Here is an 18,235-nt window from a genome sequence, read left to right on the forward strand (position 1 = left end):
GGCTACAAATCCTTGGGAGCACTGCAGCAGGATTTGCAGCATCCGCCATCAGCTTCACCCGACCAGTTCCGGCCACGGCACGATAGTCGACTTCACCGTCTTCATCGCCATTGCGTCGGCAACCGCGCGGGCGACGCCGTCTTCGGTGAACGGATAGATCGTCTGCATGTCGAGCCAGGGATATTTGTTCCACGTGCGGTAGAGCATGTCGACGCCGAGCGGCAGGTCGTTGCCGGTAAAGCCCCAGGACCCGAGCACGTTGAGATCCTTGGTGCAGATGCGGTGCCACGAGGTGTTGATCGAGCCGGCATCGGTGAACTGCCCCATCTCGACATAGGTGCCGCCGTCGCGCAGCATCTCGATGCCCTCGGGGCCGGCGGTCGGATGGCCCGAGCAGTCCATGACGAGGTCGGCGCCGAAACCGCCGACGATGTCGCGCACCGCCTTGATGCGCTGCTCCGGCGTCTTGAGCTGCTCGATATCGACGGTCGCCTCGGCGCCGAACTTGCGCGCCAGCGCAAGGCGCGGCGTCTCCGGCGCGCCGACGCAGATCACGCGCCCTGCGCCCATTTCCTGCGCGGCGGCGACCGCGAGGATACCGATCGGCCCCGAGCCCTGGATCACCACCGTGTCGCCCCAGCTGAAGCCGCCGGCGCGGGTGGCGCGGTTGAAGGCGCGGATGCAGGAGGTCAGAGGCTCGGAGAGCGCGCCGAGCCGCAGCGACATGTCGTCGGGCAATTTGTAGATCTTGGTGCCGGGCAGCATGTCGAGATCGACATAGACATATTCAGCCCAGCCGCCCCACATGTGCGGCGCCTTGTCGAAGCCGAGATAGCGGCCGTAATAGACCGGCGTCAGGCATTTGTTGGCGCTCTCGGGATAATGGATGCAGTAATAGCAGCGGCCGCAGGGCATCAAGGGCGGGATCATCACCTTCGATCCCACCTGCAGCGGCTTGCTCATGAAATCCTCGGTGAACTCCGCGCCGCATTCCACGATCACGCCGCCGAGCTCATGGCCGAGCGTGAACGGCCACGGCAACGGCTTCGGCCAATGTCCCTTCAGGATATGCAGATCGGTTCCGCAAACGCCACAAGCGCCCACCTTGATCAAGGCCGCCTTTTTGCCGATTTCCGGCCATGGCACTGTCCGGATTACCGGCTTGGCTCCAGGTCCATCATGCGTGCAGACGCGGATCTGCTCCATCGGTTCGCTCTCCCTGTCCTTGTCGTTGGGCCGGGTTCGGCCGAGCCGACTTTAGGTCAGGACGATTGGGATGTCATGAAGGCCTGTCATGAAGGTCTTCATGACAGACCTTGGCGGAACGAGGCGCTTCTAGTCCTGGCGGAGTATTTTCCGCAAGGAGGCATCGATTGTGAAAGCAGCCGAGGGCGAATTGGCTGGTAGCATTGCGGGGAACGACACCATGAATCCTGGTATCGAAGGTATCGTCGGCATGTACGTCAAGTTGGGCGAACTGGACACGCTGCAACGAATGAAGGAGCATCGGCAGAGCCTGCTCGACCAATGCGTCGATACGGCGAATTTCAGCTTCGATGTGACGAGATCGATCTACAAGAGCGACCTCGAGGTGATCGAGGCGGGCATCGAGAGTCTGTATGGCGAGATCACCGGTCATGTCGACGTGGTCAACGAGAAAAGGATTGCCGGCTGGGCCCTGTACAACCAGCACCCCGACAAGAGGGTTGCGATCGATATCTACTTCAACGGCAATCTCGTTGGCGATGTCGTCGCCGATGAGTTCCGCAACGATCTTCTCAAGCTAAACAAGGGCGATGGACATCATGCCTTCGTCTTCGTGCCGCCAAGCGGGTCCTATCAGCCGCCGCTGCAGATCGAGGTTCGCGCGGCGAAGCGAAAGGTGCTGAAAGCCGTGACTGTTGAGCCACCAGCGGCGGCTGTCGAACCGGAAACGGCTGTCGAACCGGAAATGGACGCCGAGGCCGAATAACCTCACCGCGTCGCTTTCACACGCCCTGGATCCGCCCGGCGCCGCCGCCTGGCTGAAGCCGCCGCAGACGCCGATACGGGCTGCGACATGACGGACGTGGGCGGCCGATTGACAGCGACCATGGCTTCACCGCAACCTGCGATGCAACCTCAGGTGACGGAATGAAGCCGCAGCCCGGCTCGGAGCGAATCTTCGTGGACGCCAGCACCGATCCGCTGGACGGACGCGTACGATGGGCGCCGGCGAAGTCGCTGTGGCTTGGCGGCATGACCGCGGTCGCGATCATCCTTGGGCCGTTGCTGTTCACGAGGAGCGCGTTCGCGTTATTCATCGTCACCAGCGCGATCACGCTGTGCTTCGGGCATTCGGTCGGCATGCACCGCCGCCTGATTCATGCGAGCTTCGACTGTCCGCTGTGGCTGGAACGGCTCTGCGTCTATCTCGGCACGCTGGTCGGGATGGCCGGCCCTTACGGCATGGTGCGGCTGCACGATTTCCGCGACTGGGCGCAGCGCCAGACCGCATGCCACGACTACTCCTGCCACCGCGCCGGCTTCTGGAGCGATGCGTGGTGGCGGCTGCACTGCACGCTGGTGCTGAAACACCCGCCCGAATTCCGGCTCGAGCGGCGGCTCGCCGATGACCGCTTCTACGCCTTCGTCGAGCGAACCTGGATGTGGCAGCAATTGCCCTGGGCGATCCTGTTCCTCGCGATCGGCTCGTGGAGCTGGCTGGTCTGGGGCATCTGCGTCCGCGTCGCCGTCTGCGTCACCGGTCACTGGCTGATCGGTCATTACTCGCATCGCAAGGGCGGACAGACCTGGATCATCGAAGGCGTCGCGGCCCAGGGCTACAATGTCGGCATCGCGGGCCTGATCAGCATGGGCGAGAGCTGGCACAACAATCACCACGCCTATCCCGGCTCCGCGAAGCTCGGGCTGCTGCCGGGTCAGATCGACCTCGGCTGGTGGTTGATCAAGGCATTCGAAGCCGCGGGGCTCGCGAGCGACATCAAGACGCCGGACAATCTTGCGCCGCGCCCGGGCTCGCGTCGCGTCGACGAACCGGGCAACGCCGACGCGGTCGCGCCACGACACCGCGGCAGCGCATTGTTCCAGTAATCCGCAGCCGCGCATCTTCCGTTGCGGATCGAACGCCACGCAGCTATATACGCCGCGTCGGAAAAGGCAGACTTGGTTTGGTAAGCCCAAGTCCTTTCGAAAAGAAAGTCCTTTCGGAAACGAACTCCTTTCGAAAACGAAAGCTCTGGTCTCCTGCCTCGCGCATGAGATCCCCACGACGAACACCGGACGCCATCCAGGCGCCCAATGTTCGTCCGTGTGGTTCTCAACCCGACGAACCGCTCCGGTCGAACACCGACAAAGGAGCAGTTCATGCACACCAGCCGCCCCCTTCCCCATGATGCCGTGATTGCCGGTGCCGGCCCGGTCGGCCTGCTGCTTGCCTGCGAGCTGCGGCGCGCAAACCTCTCGGTCCTGGTGCTGGAGCAGGCCGCGGAGCCATGCTCGCCATTGAAGCGGTTGCCCTTCGGCATGCGCGGCCTTTCGGCGCCCAGCATCGAGGCGTTCTATCGTCGCGGGATGCTGGATGACATCGCGGCACGGCAGCACGCAAGAGATGGTTCGGGCAGCAGCGCATCGAATGGCGCGCATTGGACGCAACCGCGCCGCCCGGCCGGCCATTTTGCCGGCATCCAGTTCTTTCACGACGATATCGACACGTCGAAGTGGCCGTTTCGCCTGCCGAGCCCGGCAGGCACCAGCATGGCGGTCGATATGGAGGCGCTCGAAACCGCCCTCGCCGCGCGCGCAACCGCGATGGGGATCGAGATCAGGCGCGGCCTCGGCGTCGAGGCGCTGGATCAGTCGGACGACGACGTCACCGTTCGCGCCGGGGGCGCGACTTTCCACGGACGCTGGCTGGTCGGCTGTGACGGCGGCCGCAGCACGGTGCGCAAGGCCGGCGGCTTTGAATTTGTCGGCACCGATCCCGAGTTCACCGGCTATTCGGTCGAGGTCGAGATATCGGATCCGGACCAGCTCCGCACGGGCCGTCACTACACGCCGACGGGCATGTATACCTACGCGCGGCCCGGCACGATCGCGATGGTGGAGTTCGACGGCGGTGCCTTCCACCGGACCCGGCCGATCACGCGCGAGCATGTGCAGGCGGTGCTGCGCCGCGTCTCCGGCACGGACATCACGTTGACGGCGCTCCGGCTCGCCACGACATGGACGGATCGCGCGTGTCAGGCGACGGATTACCGCAAGGGGCGCGTGCTGCTCGCGGGCGATGCCGCGCACATTCATTCTCCGCTCGGCGGCCAAGGGCTCAATCTCGGGCTTGGCGACGCAATGAACCTCGGCTGGAAGCTCGCGGCCACGATCCGCGGCGACACACCGGCGGATCTGCTCGACAGCTATTCGCGTGAGCGGCATCCGGTGGGCGCGCAGGTGCTGGACTGGTCGCGCGCCCAGGTCGCGCTGATGCGGCCAAGCCGAAGTTCGCGCGCGCTCGAAGCCATCATCCGCGACCTGATCGCGACGTCAGACGGCGCGAGCTACTTCGCCGAGCGCGTGTGGGGCGTTTCGCTGCGCTACGAACTTGGCGGCAACCATCCACTGGTGGGCCGCAGCGCTCCCGACTTCGAGCTCGCCTGTGGCACGAAACTCGGCGAACTGCTGAGGAGCGGGCGCGGCCTGCTGCTGGACTTCGATCCGCGCTCTCCCCTGCAAGCGCTTGCCGATCGCTGGCGTGGCCGGATCGGCTATGTCGCAAGCGACGCGCGGGATCGGCTGGGCTTGAGTGCCGTACTCGTGCGCCCCGACGGCTTCGTCGCATGGGCCGCTGACACCGCCCCTCACCTCGATGAAGCCGCTCAGGCCATGTCGCGGTGGTTCGGCGAACCCGATGCGCAGCCCTGACCCCTTGGGGGCCACGCGGGCTCCACTCACGTTTCTCTTGCACCGTGTGCGGGTTCCCCGCCTCAACCGTAACGCCCCGTTAACCCTATCAGCCGTAGGGTCGTCGGGGCTCCGAATGGACGGTGGCCGGGTTTGTCGTGATGTCGTTTGCACAGAAGAAAACTACCGTCGTCCCCGTAGCCGAGGAGCGGCGGCGCTTCCAGCGCGTCAAGGTGCACCTGCTCGGCCGCTACATGCTGCCCGACCGGCGCGAGTTTCCCTGCCAGATTATCAACATGTCGCCGGGCGGCCTCGCCTTGCTGGCGCCGGGCATCGGCAATGTCGGCGACCGCGTGATCGCCTATCTCGACCATATCGGCCGGGTCGAAGGACGCATCACCCGCATCATCGACAACGGCTTTGCGATGACGATCGGCGCCACCGCGCGCAAGCGCGACAAGCTCGCCGCGCAGCTGACCTGGCTCGCCAACCGCGACATCCTCAATCTGCCGGAGGATCGGCGCCACGACCGTATCGTGCCGCGCAACCCGATCGCCCTGCTGACCCAGGAAGACGGCACGCGGATGACCTGCCGCATCATCGATCTTTCCTTGTCTGGTGCTGCGATTGCTGCCGAGAACCGCCCGCCGCTGAAATCGCTCGTAATGCTCGGGCGAGTGCAGTCCCGTGTGGTGCGAAATCTCGAGGAAGGCTTCGCGCTCGAGTTCGTTCACGAGCAATCGGCGGAAACCCTCGAAGAGAGCGTTACCGCGAGGTAAAGCGAAAAAGCGCTCAAGACCCTGTTTTTGGCCCGCGAAGGCGGCCACCGGTGCACCGGTGGCCGCCTTCGGTGCGTTTGGCCCGGTGAAAATCGGCGGTTAACGGCCGCAGCGTTTGGCGCAACAAACCGCGCTGGCGCAGCGCTTGCCGCGTTAATGCATAAAATTTGAATCAATTGCAGTTGTTTCAAATTTTACGCGAATTCGATTCAAGTACAGTTCGAATTCGCCGCAGCTTTTACCAGTATTCGCGTCAAATCTACTTTGCGTACTTAGCGGCGGCGCAAAAGCTTTGTGCGAAACGTGGTCCCAACAAGAAGAACGGGGGCCACGATGTTTGGGTTCAGGGGACAGGGGAAAGGTTTGGCGGTTACCGCCATTCTGTTTGCGACGTGCGTGTCGGCCAAGGCCGGCGACGTGGTCTACGCCAGCCTGGGTGACGTTGCGCGTTCGCCGATCGGCTGGGTCGAATTCTGTGCCGACAATCCGGGCGAATGCCGCGGCGGCGCGACGCAACCACGCGACATCGTGTTGTCGCAGACCGCTTGGCGGGACCTCGTACGGGTCAACAAGTGGGTCAACGAATCCATCAAGCCGATGACCGACATGGATCATTGGGGCGTGATCGAGAAATGGTCGTTGCCATCAGACGGTTACGGCGACTGCGAGGACTACGTGCTCCTGAAGCGCAAGATGCTGATGGACGCCGGCTGGCCCCGCGAGGCGCTGTTGATCACGGTGGTCCGCGACAAGAAGGGCGAAGGCCACGCGGTGCTGACGGTGAAGACCGACAAGGGCGAGTTCGTGCTCGATAACCAGAACGAGAGCATCGTCGCCTGGACCGACACTGGCTACCGCTTCGTCAAGCGGCAGTCGCAGGGCGATCCCAATGTGTGGGTGTCGCTCGGTGACAACCGCCCCGCAGTTGCAACGGCAAGCTCGCGCTGAGCAGACCTGAGGATTTTCGAGTTCGCGACCCGGTCACATCCCCACCCCTCCCCGTCCCAGACCGGTTCGCGCGCGGCCAGCCTTCCCCCAAAGGCTGGCCGCAACCTTTTTGAGCGGCGTCGATCGACGCCTAGAAGAACCGCTCGAGAAACGCCGCGGTCTCGTCCGAGATGCCGACGATCTTGTTGGTGGCCTGGCGATAGAATTTGAAATTCAGCTCGGTCTCGGGCCGGCCGTCGTCCCAATCCTTGAAGCGCTTGAGTTGATCGCGCCCGAGCGGCCGCGCTGCGGATGCGGTGCGTCTGGCCGTGATGCTGACGCGCGGCGTTTGCCTGATGATGCCGATCTTGCGCGGTGTCGCTTCGGCCGACGCGACGATCGCGCGGGCGATCAGGCCGCTGCCGCCCTCGTTCTCGCTCGCGAACACGAACACGACGTCGGCGGCCGCGATGTGCTTGCCGCCATACATGGTCTTCTGCGCGGTGAAGGTGAACGCCTTCGCCCGTGGATTTCGGATCTCGGTCTTGATCGCAAACGCCATCGCATTCCTTCACCGGCTCGCTTTGCCATCCGCGTCGGCGGCTTGACATCCTAGCATCGGCGATATTGAATTGAATTCAATTCAGCGAATGGACCCACGATGGACGCGACGAGCCTGGGGACACGGGAACGGCTGCTCTCGGCAGCGCAGGCCGAGCTCATCGAGGGCCACGGGCACCTCGAGATGCAGGCCGTCGCAAGGCGGGCGCAGGTCTCGGTCGGGCTCGCCTACCACCACTTCGGATCGAAGGCCGGCCTGATCGCCGCCGTGGTCGAAGGCTTCTATGAACAACTTGATGCGGCGGCATTCGGCGGTGCCAAGCTGTCCGCCACGGACTGGGCGGACCACGAGAAGGAGCGGATCGGCGCCTATGTCGCTTTTCACTATGACCACCCGTTTGCGCCCCTCGTGATCGGACCGCTCAGCCGAGCGCCCGAGGTGCTCGATGTCGAGACCGCCTTCACCGGCCGGCAGCTTGCAGCCGGCGCCCGCATGCTCGAAGCGGCCCAGCGCGACGGGATCGTGTCCGCTGGCATCGACCCTCACCTCACCATCGCGCTGATGATCGGCGGCATCCGCCAGGCGCTGATCGGCGCGCTCATGAGCGAAAGACGGCCTGATCCGGCAAGGCTGACCGGCGACATCTGGGCCTTCATGGCCGCCGCGTTGGGCTTGCCTGCCAAACCCCTGTCCGCGCGGCCAAGAGCCACGCGGCGCAGCCGCAGCTAAGCCTCAGCCAGAACCCGAACATCGATGGCCATCTTGTTCAATCCGCACGATTTTCACGCTCCGCAATCGTCCTACAGCAAGCCGGATTTGCTGCGCTCAAGCGAAGGCGGCTATTTCGGCCCGGGCAATGCGCAGCTGCCGGCACCGCCGATGCTGATGATGGACCGCATCACCGAGATCAGCCTGGACGGCGGCGCATTCGGCAAGGGCCATGTCGCCGGCGAACTCGAGATTGCGCCGGATCACTGGTTCTTCGCCTGTCACTTTGCCGCCGACCCCGTGATGCCCGGATGCCTTGGCCTCGACGCCATGTGGCAGATCATCGGCTTCTGGCTCGGCTGGTCGGGCTCGCCCGGCAAGGGCCGCGCGCTCGGGGTCGGCGAGGTCAAGTTCAGGGGGCACATCACGCCGGATGTCAGGCTGGTGCGCTATGAGGTCGACATACGCCAGGCCAGGCGCGGCCGGCTGGTGCTGGGCATCGCCGACGGCCGGGTGCTCGCCGACGGCGCTTGCGTCTATCTGGCAAAGGACATGAGGGTCGGCCTGATCGCGCCCGGAGGCTGAATTCGGGAGCTTGAATTCGCGCCGAGCAGGCCGTGGAGCGCGGCCGAAGATTAACATGTGATACAAATTTCGCTGCTGCCGCAGTGGTCTACACACCCCCCGGTTTTGCCCGCGCCGAGGTTTGTGCTATTTCGAACCTTTCAATTGACGTCCGGTTGTTGGTCGCATGGTCGAACTTGCCCCCCGGAATTCACAAGCCAGCAGCCTGATTGGCGTGCAGCCGATCGCGATCGGCGCCGTGGTGCTGGTGCTTGTGCTGTTCGGGATCGGCTCGATTGCGCTGTGGCGCGCCTTCACCGGCAACGTGCCGGAGACCGACCGGATGGTCGCCGCGCGTCAGTTGCAGGCGCGGACCGCGCAGGTCTCCGAGGCCCTGGTGGAAAAGACCAAGGGGATGGAGGTGACCCAGCAGGAATCCATCGACCAGCTGCAGGAGGTGCAGGACCAGCTGCAGACCATGCGCAAGCAGTTCGCGTTGCAGGCGGCCGATGCGAAGAGGCTCTCCGACCAGGTCGCCGCGCTGACTGAACAGGTCGAGGGTTTGCGCCAGTCGCTGGCGAGCGCACAGGCCAACGAACCGGCCGCCGAGCCCGCGCCGCGCAAGCGCTCAAAGGCTACCCGTAGCGCCAACCGGAAGCGCCACAGGTCGCGCGGTTGACGCCTCCGAAAGGCCGGCGCCCGGCGAGGTGGCCAGCCACAAAAATGCGCCAAATCCCGAGCAAGATCATCATCTAACGGGGAACGTTCGGGCTCGCGGACCGCCGGCAGCGGCCGATCATGAGTGCCCGTTACCGTGAATTAATCCGGACTTTGTGAACTGGTTCACATATCGGCCTTCGAATCCGAGTCATCTTCGAATGACCGGATGGCGTGAGCCGATTTCAATATCCGGGGCTGGCAAGGTCGTTGACGGTATACTACGTCGACGGCCTTGTTTTTTGGGCCCTTGAATCCCATTCGGGACCGCTCATCAGGAAAGCTCCGGCTCGAGATCCCGAAGGCGGCCCTCGCCGCGCGAAACATGCAGACCGGCTGAAGAAACACGGCGTGCTCGGCTAACGACTCCGGATGCGCAGCATCACCGCGGCCAAAGCCGCGGCGAACGGCATTGCCGCCTATTCGGTGCGATCGCGCAAGGCGCGACCGCCTCGCAATCGCAGCCGCGCAAGCTTCGGCTCGAGCTCGCGGAGCATGTAGATCAGCGCAACGGCAAGGCTCGCAACAACCACCATGAGCAGCAATGTCAGGTCAGGAATGGTCAGCATCTCTGATGTCCTCTGGGCCCGGCTTCAATCGCAGCCGGGCCATTTGTTTTTGCGACGCGGTCACGCACGGACTGCTGCAAGGCGGTGCAAGCTGCATACCAGTGCGCGACCCAACGCGGCGGCCGGGCGTCGAAACGCCGGCCGCGCCGATCATTGCAAGACCATCAGCATGGCGACCGAATGGACCGGCCATGCGTGAGCGAATGGCTCAATTGCAAACCTGCACCGGCCGAACGCGCCAGCCATACGGTGTCATCACGCCGCGGCGCACGACGTAACAGCCGCCGTAACCGTAGCCGTAGCCATCGTCATAGCCGTAGCCGGCGTAGTATGGATTGCCGTAATAGCCGTCATAGTAATCGTAAGCGCCGTAGCCCAGCCCGACGCCGACCGCAGCAGCCGCGAGCGGATAGCCCCAGCCGCCCCAGCCGCGCCGATAGAAGCCGCCGTTCCAGCCGCCACCACGCCAGCCTCCGCCGTGCCAGCCGCGGCCGGCCCAACCGCCGCCGATCGCAGCCGACCGGAAGCCACCGCCGATCGCAGCCGAGCGGAAGCCACCGCCCCCGCCCATGGCCCGGAATGCGGCGCCGCCGCCGTGGAAGCCGCCAAAACCGCCGCCGCCGCGGAAGCCGCCACCACCATGAAAGCCGCCGCCACCGAAGCCACCGCGTGCCGACGCAGCATCGACGGTGAACAGACCGACCGAGGCCGTCGCCAGCAAGGCAATCATCGTTTTACGCAACATCACCCGTTACTCCTTCTTTGAAAGGCTTTCTTCTTCAAGCCTCCTCCGCCGCGTCCTGCGCATGCTAACCCAATCTAGGACCGCGGCTTCCACCGCGCGGCTATGTCGCGCTCACATCTGCGCGACCCCCGTTCATCGAAGCGCGGCCGTCAGAGGTTAACAGCCGCGGCAGATGCCTCGCGTACGGCGGTCGACTTTTTCGTTCTCGTCGGCGATGGCCTTGTCGACGCTCTCGGTCGTCGTTGCCGAGCCGGTGGTAACGCCCCTGCCGGTGTTGGGGCCGCCGGAGGATTGCGCGGTCCCGGCGCTATTGGTCCCGGCCGGCGGTGACGTGGCTTGCGGCGATGTCGGGCTGGCTGACGAGGGGCTGCCGGTCCCGGCGCCGCTCCCGGTACCTTGGGCGACGGTAACCGCGGGCGCCAGCGCAATCGCGATTGTCGCGAGCGCGGCGGTGACAGATAATTTGCGCATGGCAATTCTCCCTTGCGGACGTCAACGGGTCCGCAAAGCGCCGGTTCCCGCAGGCGTTGGAGCAATACAGTTTGGGAGCAATGCAATTTGCGCAAGCTGATCGAGTTTGACGACGACACTTTCGACAAGCTGAAGCAGCTCGGGCGCGACCGGATGGCGACCTTGCAGGAGCTCGCCGACGAAGCTTTCGCCGACCTGCTCAAGAAGCACGGCATTCCGATCGACCTGAAGGATGCGCTGCGCAAGAGCGCAAGACTTCAGGAAACAACAAGACCGCAGGACGCAGCGAAGCCTCGCACCACGGCAGCGAACGCCGCGCGCAAGCGCGGCCGCAAGCGCTGAGGCTTCAGCCGATCTTTTTCAGTCCCGCTTTGTATTGCGGACCCCTGATGGCGTAGGACTTCGCCGGCCGCGACAGCGCTTCGGCCTGCGCCGCGTCAAGCGTACGCACCACACGCGCGGGCGCACCGATGATCAGGGAATTTTCCGGAAACTCCTTGCCCTCGGTGATGACGGAGCCGGCACCGACCACGCTGCCGCGCCGGATCCGCGCGCCGTTCATCACGATCGATCCCATCCCGATCAGCACGCCGTCTTCCAGCGTGCAGCCATGCACGATCGCATTGTGGCCGATGGTGACGTTGTTGCCGATGCTGAGGGGAAAGCCGGGATCGACGTGCAGGGTGGAATTGTCCTGGACGTTGGAGCCCTCGCCGATCTCGATCCACTCATTGTCGCCGCGCAGCACGGCGCCGAACCAGACGCTCGCGGCGGACTTGAGGCGGACCTTGCCAATCACAACGGCATTGTCGGCGATGAAGTAGCTGCCGTCGGCGGGAAGATCGGGCGCCTGCCCATCGAGTTCGTAGATCGCCATTGAGGTCTCCCTGGAGCGTTTTCGAGCGAAGTGGACACCGGTTCGCGTGAAGAAAACGCGTCGAAACGAAAATCCAGAGCTTCGGTTTCTGATTCAATCAGAACCGAAGCTCTGATCGCAGGAGACCTTGGCACGACGGCCGACATGGTTTCAAGCAAGCGCGACCGTGATCGGCCGCCGATCATGATGGGATCAGGCCAGCACGCCCGCAGCGCGCAGCGTCATCATGAAGAAGGTGCCCGACATCAGGCTCCAGAAGCCGGAGATGACGGTTGCCATCATCACGAATTCGAAGCGACGGCGTTCGATGCGTGCCCCGCGCAGCGTGTTGCGCATGATGATGAACGGTGCGGCGAAGACGAGGAACGGGACCGCGGCGAAGGTCTTCGGCGCCACGCCCTCCTGCAGCAGGCCGAAACCGGCCGGGCGCGCCGCCATCGCCTGGTAACCGCTGGCCAATGCGCCCGCGAGCGCGAAACCGATCAGGAGCGAGAACAGGGAATTCAAGGTATCGGGCGACATCGGAACTTCCGCTACGCAACAGGCCACCCGCCCTGCTTCGCAGAATTGGCAACCGGCCGCCACATCATCCTTAAGGAAAGGTTAACCGGACACCTCAGGCGTAGCGTTTGCGCATGGCCATTTGGTCCCGGATTCCATTGGAATCGTACGGAAATTCCCCGCCACGTGGCATATTCGGCAGATGATTCGGCCCCTCCCGACCTGATCTATGCCCTGCTCATGACGCTTCTCTCGACCGCCCAGCATCTCGCCCGCGACACCCGCCGTAACCCGCGCGCGCATCTCGTTCCGATCATCGCCTCGGCGGTGATCGCGGCCGGCGCTGTCGCGCTCGTCGCCTATCTGCTGTGGCCGACCTACACGACCATTCCGCCGAGCGATCCGTCGCGGCTGCCGGTGAGCGTCGGCGGCACGCTGTTCAACGTGCCGACCATGGCCGTGCGCATGAAAATCCAGCGCCACTCCGGACCGCAGGAGCGCGTCGATTTGAGCTTCCTCTATCCGTCGCTTGAGGCGCCTGCCGCGCCGAAGCACTACAGCGCCGATACGGTCGAGGACAAGGTGCAGCCGATCGACAGGATCTTCGTGTCGATCGCGGCGCACCACGATTCACTCGCGCCGGACATGCGCCTGCGCACGATCTATCCGCGCTATCTCGACGAGCGCGCAAACACCGACGACGGCCTGACCGCGCGCGCGTTCCGCGACGGCACGCCCTATGGCGGCGAGGAGCTGTTCACGGCGAGCGAGCCGCAGCTGACCGCGCGCTGCACGCGCGATACCTCGACGCCCGGCATGTGCCTCAGTGAGCGGCGCATCGACGGCGCCGACCTGACCTTCCGCTTTCCGCGCAGCTGGCTTGCGCAGTGGCGCGACATCGCCACTGCGATGATCCGTCTCTCCGCGCAGATGCACAGCGCGAGGGGATGACCACCTCCCCGTCACCGCGCGCCCCGGAGCATTCGATGGCGGCGCCGGTCGATCCGTATTGCCTTTGTCGGCTCGCTGGACTAAGAGTTGTCTAGGGGAAATACGGTCTCCCCTTGAGGCTTCGGTCCAAGACTGTGCAACGCTCGACTTGTCGAGGGCATGTGCACATGGGCGAAAGCAAGCCTCCAGTTCCTTCCAGCCAATTTGCCTTGCGGTCTGCATTTGCGCGGGCTTCGGAAGACGTCGATCCCTACCTCCGCATGCTCAGACGAACTCGTCGCCGGCCAACCCCGCAACATTGGTCCGGGTCAACTCGGCTTGGCCGCGACGACCGCGCCGATCAATCTCTGATCGCCGTCTGCTACCGGAACGGAACGAAAATCCGGGATGGAGTCCTCATCGCGCTACGCGCAAGGAGGATCGCGGGATTCGACCAAGTTTCCCCGTCCGGTCGAGCCTCCCGTTCAAGCGGCCGGGCTTTTCGAATGATCGACGCCTGGCAAGGTCGCATTTCACGACATCCGCACAGTGGAATTTTCGATCCGACGGGAGCCTAGAAATGCCTCATCCCCAACAACGCAGGGCCATCGCCGCGGTTACGCTGCTTCTCCTGGGAGTGAATGACATGCCGAGCCACGCAATCGGATTTGAGAATACCCAGATCGGCGTTGCGCCAGAGGGCTGGACCGCCACCGTCACAGGGTCTGGCGATGCAAGATGGACGGTCGAAACCGATGCGACGGCGCCGTCGAAGTCGAAGGTGCTCAAACAATCCGGCCGAGCGACCGACCCGCTGCTGTTGAAGGACGACACCAACATCAAGGACGGCTTTGTCGAGGTCAAGTTCAAGGCTGTCGCGGGCTCGCAGGACCGCGCCGCCGGCATTGTTTGGCGAGCGAAGGACGCGAACAACTACTACGTGACCCGCGCCAATGCACTCGAGGATAATGTCGTTTTGTACAAGACAGTGAACGGCGTCCGAAGCCCGCTCGACATCGTTGGCCGAAAGGGAGGCTACGGAATCAACACCAAGGTGCCGTCCAACGACTGGCACACTCTGCGTGTCGACTTCAAAGCTTCGCACTTCATTGTATCTTTCAACGGCAAACAATTGTTCGAGGTGGAGGATTCCACATTTGGCGATGCAGGCAAGGTGGGGCTTTGGACCAAGGCCGACAGTGTGACGCTATTTGATCAAATCACCTACGGGGAAGCCAAATAGGTAAGCTGGCGTTCAGTGGGTAACCGCCCAATCAGCAAGCTCGGGGATTCGCACCCTCCCCATCAGATGGGACCATCCATCCAAGTGTGCGTCACCTCATTTTTGGGGAGCGACCGGTGGATGGAACGAGTCTTGTTCTTTTTGTTATTGCCGCTTTTGCCGGCGGGTTCGTCAGCGGCCTTTCGGGATTTGCGATGGGGCTCGTCGTGTCGGGTGTGTGGCTGCACATCGTCACGCCGGTGCAAACCGCGGCGCTGATCGCGGGTTACGGCCTGCTGACGCAGGGCTACGGCATCCTGAAATTGCGTCAGGCGTTCAACTGGCACGCGGTCTGGCCGTTGTCAGTTGGCACGACGATCGGCATCCCGGCCGGTGTGGTGCTGCTCACCTATCTCAGCGCGGTCCATCTGCAATTCGGTGTCGGCGCATTGCTGGCACTTTACGCGATCTACAGCCTGACACGGCCGGCGTTCAGGCCGGTGAAGATCGGGGTCGCACCGGACATCGCGATCGGTCTCGTCAACGGATTGGTCGGCGGACTTACCGGGCTGGGTGGCGTTGTCTCGACCATCTCGTGCCAATGGCGCGGCTGGACGAAGGACGCGCAGCGCGCGGTGTTCCAGCCGGTCCTGTTCGCCGCCTTTGTGGTGATCTCGATTTCGATGGGCGTTACCGGCGCCTTCACGACGGAAACCGTCAAACTGTACGGGCTGGGTCTGCCATTCCTTCTCGCCGGCCTCTGGAGTGGCTTCACGCTGTACGGAAAGATCGACGACGAGATGTTCCGCACCGTGGTGTTGATACTATTGCTGCTCGCCGGCCTGTCGCTGATCGTGCCCGCATTGGCTTGACGCGGTACCTCACTCACGCTCTTGAAGCTGGCGACCGGTGCGGCCAGATCCGTCGATCCGCGCCGCGCACGCCAACGGGCTCCGGCGCTCATGCGACGGAGCCGGCCGGCAACGCTGCTGTTCAGCCCTACTCGGCCAGATCCTCTTCCAGGATCGCCATCTGGAACTGGAACGAGCGATCATCGTCCTCGTCGTCGACGAACAGCACGCCGATGAACTCCTCGCCGATATAGACCTCGGCCGAGTCGTCCTTCTTGGGCCGCGGCACCACGCGGATCTTGGGATTGCTGAACACGCGTTTGAGATACGCGTCGAGCTTCCTGACTTCCTGAACGTCCACGGCCGTCTCCAATCGGGTCGATGATTTTCGGGGGAGTTTTAGGACGAGACGGCAAAGATCGCCAGAGCCTTTTCAGGCTTTGGCGACGTGATGTTGCGCACACGACTCTTGTTTAGGCGCGTTTTCGCCGCGATCAGAAAGCGAGTGAAATCAAAGCCCGATCGCGCCGAGCATCTGGTCCATGGTGCGAGACGGCTCGGCACAGCCGGCCTCGCCGACGATTTTCGCCGGCACGCCCGCGACCGTGACGTTGTGCGGCACGGGCTTGACCACGACCGAGCCGGCCGCGATGCGCGCGCAATGACCGATCTCGATATTGCCGAGGATCTTGGCGCCGGCGCCGATCAGCACGCCGTGGCGGATCTTCGGATGGCGATCCTCGTTCTCCTTGCCGGTGCCGCCGAGCGTGACGCCATGCAGGATCGAGACATCGTCCTCGATGACCGCGGTCTCGCCGCAGACGAAACCGGTGGCATGATCGAGGAAGATCCCGCGGCCGATCCTGGCGGCCGGGTTGATGTCGGTCTGGAACACCGCCGACGAGCGGCTCTGCAGGTAGAAGGCAAAATCCTTGCGGCCCTTCTGATAGAGCCAGTGCGCGAGACGATGGGTCTGCAGCGCGTGAAAGCCCTTGAAGTAGAGCAAGGGATCGATGAAGCGCGAGGTCGCGGGATCGCGGTCATAGACGGCGACGAGATCGGCGCGGAACGCGTTGCCGATATCGGGCTCGTCGCGCAATGCCTCGCCATAGGTCTGGCGGATCAAATCGCCCGACAGCGCGGCGTGATCGAGCCGCTCGGCAATGCGATGGACCACCGAATCTTCCAGCCGCTCGTGATGCAGCACGGTCGCATAGATGAAGGATGCGAGCTCCGGCTCGCGCCGCAGGATGTCCTCCGCCTCGCCGCGGATTCGATCCCAGATCGGATCGAGCGCCGCCAGCTTGCTCCCCTGCGGATTGACCTGATGAACTGCCATAGCTGCTCTCGCAATTCGGTTGTTCTGATGTGCGTTATAGCACGATGGACCCAGCGCGTCCCGGGATGGCTCAGTACGGTAAACCCCAGCCGAACACCCCCGGGCCGGCGTCTAGGGGAATTGGTCGGGATTTTGCCGAAATCAAGCCGTGCTTCTGCAACTATTGGCGGATTTCGTCCCCAGTGTGGTTTTGGGCATGGTCGGCCCCAATAAAAGGGGGAAACATCATCAATACCCGGAGTTTAGGTGCCCGCCTGACCGATGCACGGTCGGTCTGGATCGCGACCATTGCCATCCCCCTCCTCCTGCTCGCCCCTGCCTTCTGGAACGGCTATCCGCTGCTCCAATGGGATACCGGCGGCTATCTGGCGCGCTGGTATGAGGGCTACCTGGTGCCGAGCCGGTCCACGGTGTTCGGCATCTACCTCCATGTCGGCGAGACATCGGATTTCTGGCTCAACCTCGGCATCCAGACCCTGGCGACGCTATGGATCCTGCAGCTGACGCTGCGCGTGCTCGGCCTCGCCCGGCCGGTCCGGTTGATTGCGATCAGCCTCGCGCTGATCGCAACCACCGCTTTGCCCTGGCTGGACAGCATGCTGCTGACCGACATCTTCGCCGGCCTTTCGGTGCTCGCGCTCTTCATCCTCATCTTGCACGGCGAACGGATCTCGACGCTGGAGAAGGCGGTGCTGTTCGCCTTCATCGCGTTTTCGGCCGGCACGCACAGCGCGACGCTGGCGGTGCTGCTCGGCCTGTGCTGCGTCGGCTGGATGCTGCGTCCGTGGCTCGGGCGGCGCATCCCGGTCGCGGGCCTCGTACAAGGCAGCCTGACCACCGTCGCCGGCGCGGCGATGCTGCTGGCGGCGAACTTTGCGCTGTCCGGACAGCTGGCCTGGACGCCCGGCGGCTATGGCGTCGCCTTCGGCCGCATGCTGCAGGATGGCATCGTCGCGCAATATCTGCGCGATCATTGCGCGACGGAGAAGCTGAAGCTCTGCCCCTATCGCGACGACTTGCCGCCGACCGCCGACGACTTCCTGTGGGGCCACAGCATGTTCAACACGCTCGGCCGCTTCAAGGGACTGAATGACGAGATGGGCTACATCGTGCTGCGCTCGCTCGCCGAATATCCGGAATGGCAGGCCAAGGCAGCGCTGACGGCAACCGCAGACCAGCTCATGCATGTCGCGACCGGAGAAGGCACCAATGGCTGGATCCCGCATACCTACGGCATCATCGAGCGCTACATTCCCAAACAGGTCGCGCCGATGCGCGCGGCGCGGCAGCAACGCTGGCACCTCGACTTCACCGCGATCAACCGCATCCACGTGCCGGTCGCGCTGGGCTCGATGCTCCTGCTCGTGATCCTGTTCGGCCGCGGCCTGTGGCAGCGGCGGCTCGACGATCTGACGCTGCTGGCGGGCACGGTCACGCTCGCCTTGCTCGGCAATGCGTTTGTCTGCGGCGTGATCTCGGGACCGCACGACCGCTACGGCGCGCGCATGGTGTGGGTCGCGACCTTCGTGGTGCTGATCGCGGCCGCGCGCGCCTTCGCCAGGGATGAAGCCGACGAT

The 18,235-nt window shown here is 64.0% G+C and carries 21 protein-coding genes and 1 pseudogene; 13 read left to right on the forward strand and 9 right to left on the reverse strand.

What is annotated here, in order from left to right; genetic code table 11:
- Window positions 1–54: 54 nt before the first annotated feature.
- Window positions 55–1,206 carry a zinc-binding dehydrogenase gene (locus tag AC1VNY_RS21795; RefSeq protein ID WP_482406715.1) on the reverse strand — a complete coding sequence of 384 codons (1,152 nt, stop codon included), beginning with the start codon at window positions 1,204–1,206 and terminating at the stop codon, window positions 55–57.
- Between the two features lie 169 nt (window positions 1,207–1,375).
- Between AC1VNY_RS21795 and AC1VNY_RS21800 the strand changes: the two genes are divergently transcribed.
- The 5 genes from AC1VNY_RS21800 (at window position 1,376) to AC1VNY_RS21820 (ending at window position 6,623) form a co-directional block, all read left to right on the forward strand.
- Window positions 1,376–1,972 carry a hypothetical protein gene (locus AC1VNY_RS21800; RefSeq protein WP_482406716.1) on the forward strand — a complete coding sequence of 199 codons (597 nt, stop codon included), beginning with the start codon at window positions 1,376–1,378 and terminating at the stop codon, window positions 1,970–1,972.
- A gap of 161 nt (window positions 1,973–2,133) precedes the next feature.
- A complete protein-coding gene (locus AC1VNY_RS21805) occupies window positions 2,134–3,093 on the forward strand; it encodes an acyl-CoA desaturase (RefSeq protein ID WP_482406717.1) in 960 nt (319 codons plus the stop codon).
- A 273-nt stretch (window positions 3,094–3,366) separates the two neighbouring features.
- Window positions 3,367–4,917 (forward strand): FAD-dependent monooxygenase, encoded by a 1,551-nt coding sequence (locus AC1VNY_RS21810; RefSeq protein WP_482406756.1) that lies wholly within the window; start codon window positions 3,367–3,369, stop codon window positions 4,915–4,917.
- A 140-nt stretch (window positions 4,918–5,057) separates the two neighbouring features.
- The gene (locus AC1VNY_RS21815; RefSeq protein WP_028342942.1) at window positions 5,058–5,675 is read left to right on the forward strand and encodes a PilZ domain-containing protein; all 618 of its coding nucleotides are present in this window, start codon (window positions 5,058–5,060) and stop codon (window positions 5,673–5,675) included.
- 333 nt (window positions 5,676–6,008) lie between these two features.
- Window positions 6,009–6,623, forward strand: coding sequence for a transglutaminase-like cysteine peptidase (locus tag AC1VNY_RS21820; protein ID WP_482406718.1), 615 nt, complete (start codon window positions 6,009–6,011; stop codon window positions 6,621–6,623).
- 130 nt (window positions 6,624–6,753) lie between these two features.
- Here AC1VNY_RS21820 and AC1VNY_RS21825 read toward each other — a convergent pair whose 3' ends face one another.
- Window positions 6,754–7,164, reverse strand: coding sequence for a hypothetical protein (locus AC1VNY_RS21825; protein WP_482406719.1), 411 nt, complete (start codon window positions 7,162–7,164; stop codon window positions 6,754–6,756).
- 99 nt (window positions 7,165–7,263) lie between these two features.
- Here AC1VNY_RS21825 and AC1VNY_RS21830 point away from each other — a divergent pair, with 99 nt between their 5' ends.
- The 3 genes from AC1VNY_RS21830 (at window position 7,264) to AC1VNY_RS21840 (ending at window position 9,115) form a co-directional block, all read left to right on the forward strand.
- Entirely contained in the window at window positions 7,264–7,893 is a 630-nt protein-coding gene (locus tag AC1VNY_RS21830) for a TetR/AcrR family transcriptional regulator (protein WP_482406720.1), read from the forward strand.
- Window positions 7,894–7,926: 33 nt separating this feature from the next.
- Complete coding sequence (gene fabA / locus AC1VNY_RS21835) at window positions 7,927–8,457, forward strand: bifunctional 3-hydroxydecanoyl-ACP dehydratase/trans-2-decenoyl-ACP isomerase (RefSeq protein ID WP_482406757.1); 531 nt, start codon at window positions 7,927–7,929, stop codon at window positions 8,455–8,457.
- Between the two features lie 166 nt (window positions 8,458–8,623).
- Window positions 8,624–9,115 (forward strand): hypothetical protein, encoded by a 492-nt coding sequence (locus AC1VNY_RS21840; RefSeq protein WP_028342937.1) that lies wholly within the window; start codon window positions 8,624–8,626, stop codon window positions 9,113–9,115.
- Window positions 9,116–9,572: 457 nt separating this feature from the next.
- Here AC1VNY_RS21840 and AC1VNY_RS21845 read toward each other — a convergent pair whose 3' ends face one another.
- From AC1VNY_RS21845 to AC1VNY_RS21855, 3 genes are all read right to left on the reverse strand, one after another.
- Window positions 9,573–9,722, reverse strand: coding sequence for a hypothetical protein (locus AC1VNY_RS21845; protein WP_167350419.1), 150 nt, complete (start codon window positions 9,720–9,722; stop codon window positions 9,573–9,575).
- 208 nt (window positions 9,723–9,930) lie between these two features.
- Entirely contained in the window at window positions 9,931–10,467 is a 537-nt protein-coding gene (locus AC1VNY_RS21850; RefSeq protein ID WP_482406721.1) for a hypothetical protein, read from the reverse strand.
- Between the two features lie 156 nt (window positions 10,468–10,623).
- Complete coding sequence (locus tag AC1VNY_RS21855) at window positions 10,624–10,938, reverse strand: hypothetical protein (RefSeq protein WP_482406722.1); 315 nt, start codon at window positions 10,936–10,938, stop codon at window positions 10,624–10,626.
- An 87-nt stretch (window positions 10,939–11,025) separates the two neighbouring features.
- On the opposite strand from AC1VNY_RS21855, the gene AC1VNY_RS21860 reads away from it, so the two are divergent.
- Window positions 11,026–11,280 (forward strand): hypothetical protein, encoded by a 255-nt coding sequence (locus AC1VNY_RS21860; RefSeq protein WP_482406723.1) that lies wholly within the window; start codon window positions 11,026–11,028, stop codon window positions 11,278–11,280.
- A gap of 4 nt (window positions 11,281–11,284) precedes the next feature.
- On the opposite strand, the gene AC1VNY_RS21865 is transcribed toward AC1VNY_RS21860, so the two are convergent.
- Window positions 11,285–11,815, reverse strand: a complete 531-nt coding sequence (locus AC1VNY_RS21865; RefSeq protein ID WP_028336118.1) for a gamma carbonic anhydrase family protein — start codon at window positions 11,813–11,815, stop codon at window positions 11,285–11,287.
- A 192-nt stretch (window positions 11,816–12,007) separates the two neighbouring features.
- Window positions 12,008–12,337 carry a DUF6949 family protein gene (locus tag AC1VNY_RS21870; protein ID WP_482406724.1) on the reverse strand — a complete coding sequence of 110 codons (330 nt, stop codon included), beginning with the start codon at window positions 12,335–12,337 and terminating at the stop codon, window positions 12,008–12,010.
- 219 nt (window positions 12,338–12,556) lie between these two features.
- Here AC1VNY_RS21870 and AC1VNY_RS21875 point away from each other — a divergent pair, with 219 nt between their 5' ends.
- From AC1VNY_RS21875 to AC1VNY_RS21885, 3 genes are all read left to right on the forward strand, one after another.
- On the forward strand, window positions 12,557–13,267 hold the full coding sequence (locus AC1VNY_RS21875) for a hypothetical protein (RefSeq protein WP_482406758.1): 711 nt from the start codon (window positions 12,557–12,559) through the stop codon (window positions 13,265–13,267).
- A gap of 559 nt (window positions 13,268–13,826) precedes the next feature.
- Window positions 13,827–14,489 (forward strand): 3-keto-alpha-glucoside-1,2-lyase-like domain-containing protein, encoded by a 663-nt coding sequence (locus AC1VNY_RS21880; RefSeq protein WP_482406725.1) that lies wholly within the window; start codon window positions 13,827–13,829, stop codon window positions 14,487–14,489.
- Between the two features lie 116 nt (window positions 14,490–14,605).
- Entirely contained in the window at window positions 14,606–15,340 is a 735-nt protein-coding gene (locus AC1VNY_RS21885) for a TSUP family transporter (RefSeq protein ID WP_482406726.1), read from the forward strand.
- Between the two features lie 127 nt (window positions 15,341–15,467).
- Here AC1VNY_RS21885 and AC1VNY_RS21890 read toward each other — a convergent pair whose 3' ends face one another.
- Together AC1VNY_RS21890 and cysE are read right to left on the reverse strand one after the other, a co-directional pair.
- The gene (locus tag AC1VNY_RS21890; RefSeq protein ID WP_021077729.1) at window positions 15,468–15,680 is read right to left on the reverse strand and encodes a DUF3126 family protein; all 213 of its coding nucleotides are present in this window, start codon (window positions 15,678–15,680) and stop codon (window positions 15,468–15,470) included.
- A gap of 150 nt (window positions 15,681–15,830) precedes the next feature.
- Window positions 15,831–16,658, reverse strand: a complete 828-nt coding sequence (gene cysE / locus AC1VNY_RS21895) for a serine O-acetyltransferase (protein ID WP_028342930.1) — start codon at window positions 16,656–16,658, stop codon at window positions 15,831–15,833.
- Between the two features lie 182 nt (window positions 16,659–16,840).
- On the opposite strand from cysE, the pseudogene AC1VNY_RS21900 reads away from it, so the two are divergent.
- Window positions 16,841–18,232 (forward strand): annotated as a pseudogene (locus AC1VNY_RS21900) (hypothetical protein); the annotation flags it as partial.
- Window positions 18,233–18,235: the final 3 nt, after the last annotated feature.

It is taken from the genome of Bradyrhizobium ferriligni (genome assembly GCF_056837965.1).

Coding starts and splice junctions, on each gene's coding strand:
- AC1VNY_RS21795 (WP_482406715.1), bottom strand. CDS start 1,206: ATGGAGCAGATCCGCGTCTGCACGCATGATGGACCTGGAGCCAAGCCG.
- AC1VNY_RS21805 (WP_482406717.1), top strand. CDS start 2,134: ATGAAGCCGCAGCCCGGCTCGGAGCGAATCTTCGTGGACGCCAGCACC.
- AC1VNY_RS21810 (WP_482406756.1), top strand. CDS start 3,367: ATGCACACCAGCCGCCCCCTTCCCCATGATGCCGTGATTGCCGGTGCC.
- AC1VNY_RS21815 (WP_028342942.1), top strand. CDS start 5,058: ATGTCGTTTGCACAGAAGAAAACTACCGTCGTCCCCGTAGCCGAGGAG.
- AC1VNY_RS21820 (WP_482406718.1), top strand. CDS start 6,009: ATGTTTGGGTTCAGGGGACAGGGGAAAGGTTTGGCGGTTACCGCCATT.
- AC1VNY_RS21825 (WP_482406719.1), bottom strand. CDS start 7,164: ATGGCGTTTGCGATCAAGACCGAGATCCGAAATCCACGGGCGAAGGCG.
- AC1VNY_RS21830 (WP_482406720.1), top strand. CDS start 7,264: ATGGACGCGACGAGCCTGGGGACACGGGAACGGCTGCTCTCGGCAGCG.
- AC1VNY_RS21840 (WP_028342937.1), top strand. CDS start 8,624: ATGGTCGAACTTGCCCCCCGGAATTCACAAGCCAGCAGCCTGATTGGC.
- AC1VNY_RS21845 (WP_167350419.1), bottom strand. CDS start 9,722: ATGCTGACCATTCCTGACCTGACATTGCTGCTCATGGTGGTTGTTGCG.
- AC1VNY_RS21850 (WP_482406721.1), bottom strand. CDS start 10,467: ATGTTGCGTAAAACGATGATTGCCTTGCTGGCGACGGCCTCGGTCGGT.
- AC1VNY_RS21855 (WP_482406722.1), bottom strand. CDS start 10,938: ATGCGCAAATTATCTGTCACCGCCGCGCTCGCGACAATCGCGATTGCG.
- AC1VNY_RS21865 (WP_028336118.1), bottom strand. CDS start 11,815: ATGGCGATCTACGAACTCGATGGGCAGGCGCCCGATCTTCCCGCCGAC.
- AC1VNY_RS21870 (WP_482406724.1), bottom strand. CDS start 12,337: ATGTCGCCCGATACCTTGAATTCCCTGTTCTCGCTCCTGATCGGTTTC.
- AC1VNY_RS21875 (WP_482406758.1), top strand. CDS start 12,557: ATGACGCTTCTCTCGACCGCCCAGCATCTCGCCCGCGACACCCGCCGT.
- AC1VNY_RS21880 (WP_482406725.1), top strand. CDS start 13,827: ATGCCTCATCCCCAACAACGCAGGGCCATCGCCGCGGTTACGCTGCTT.
- cysE (WP_028342930.1), bottom strand. CDS start 16,658: ATGGCAGTTCATCAGGTCAATCCGCAGGGGAGCAAGCTGGCGGCGCTC.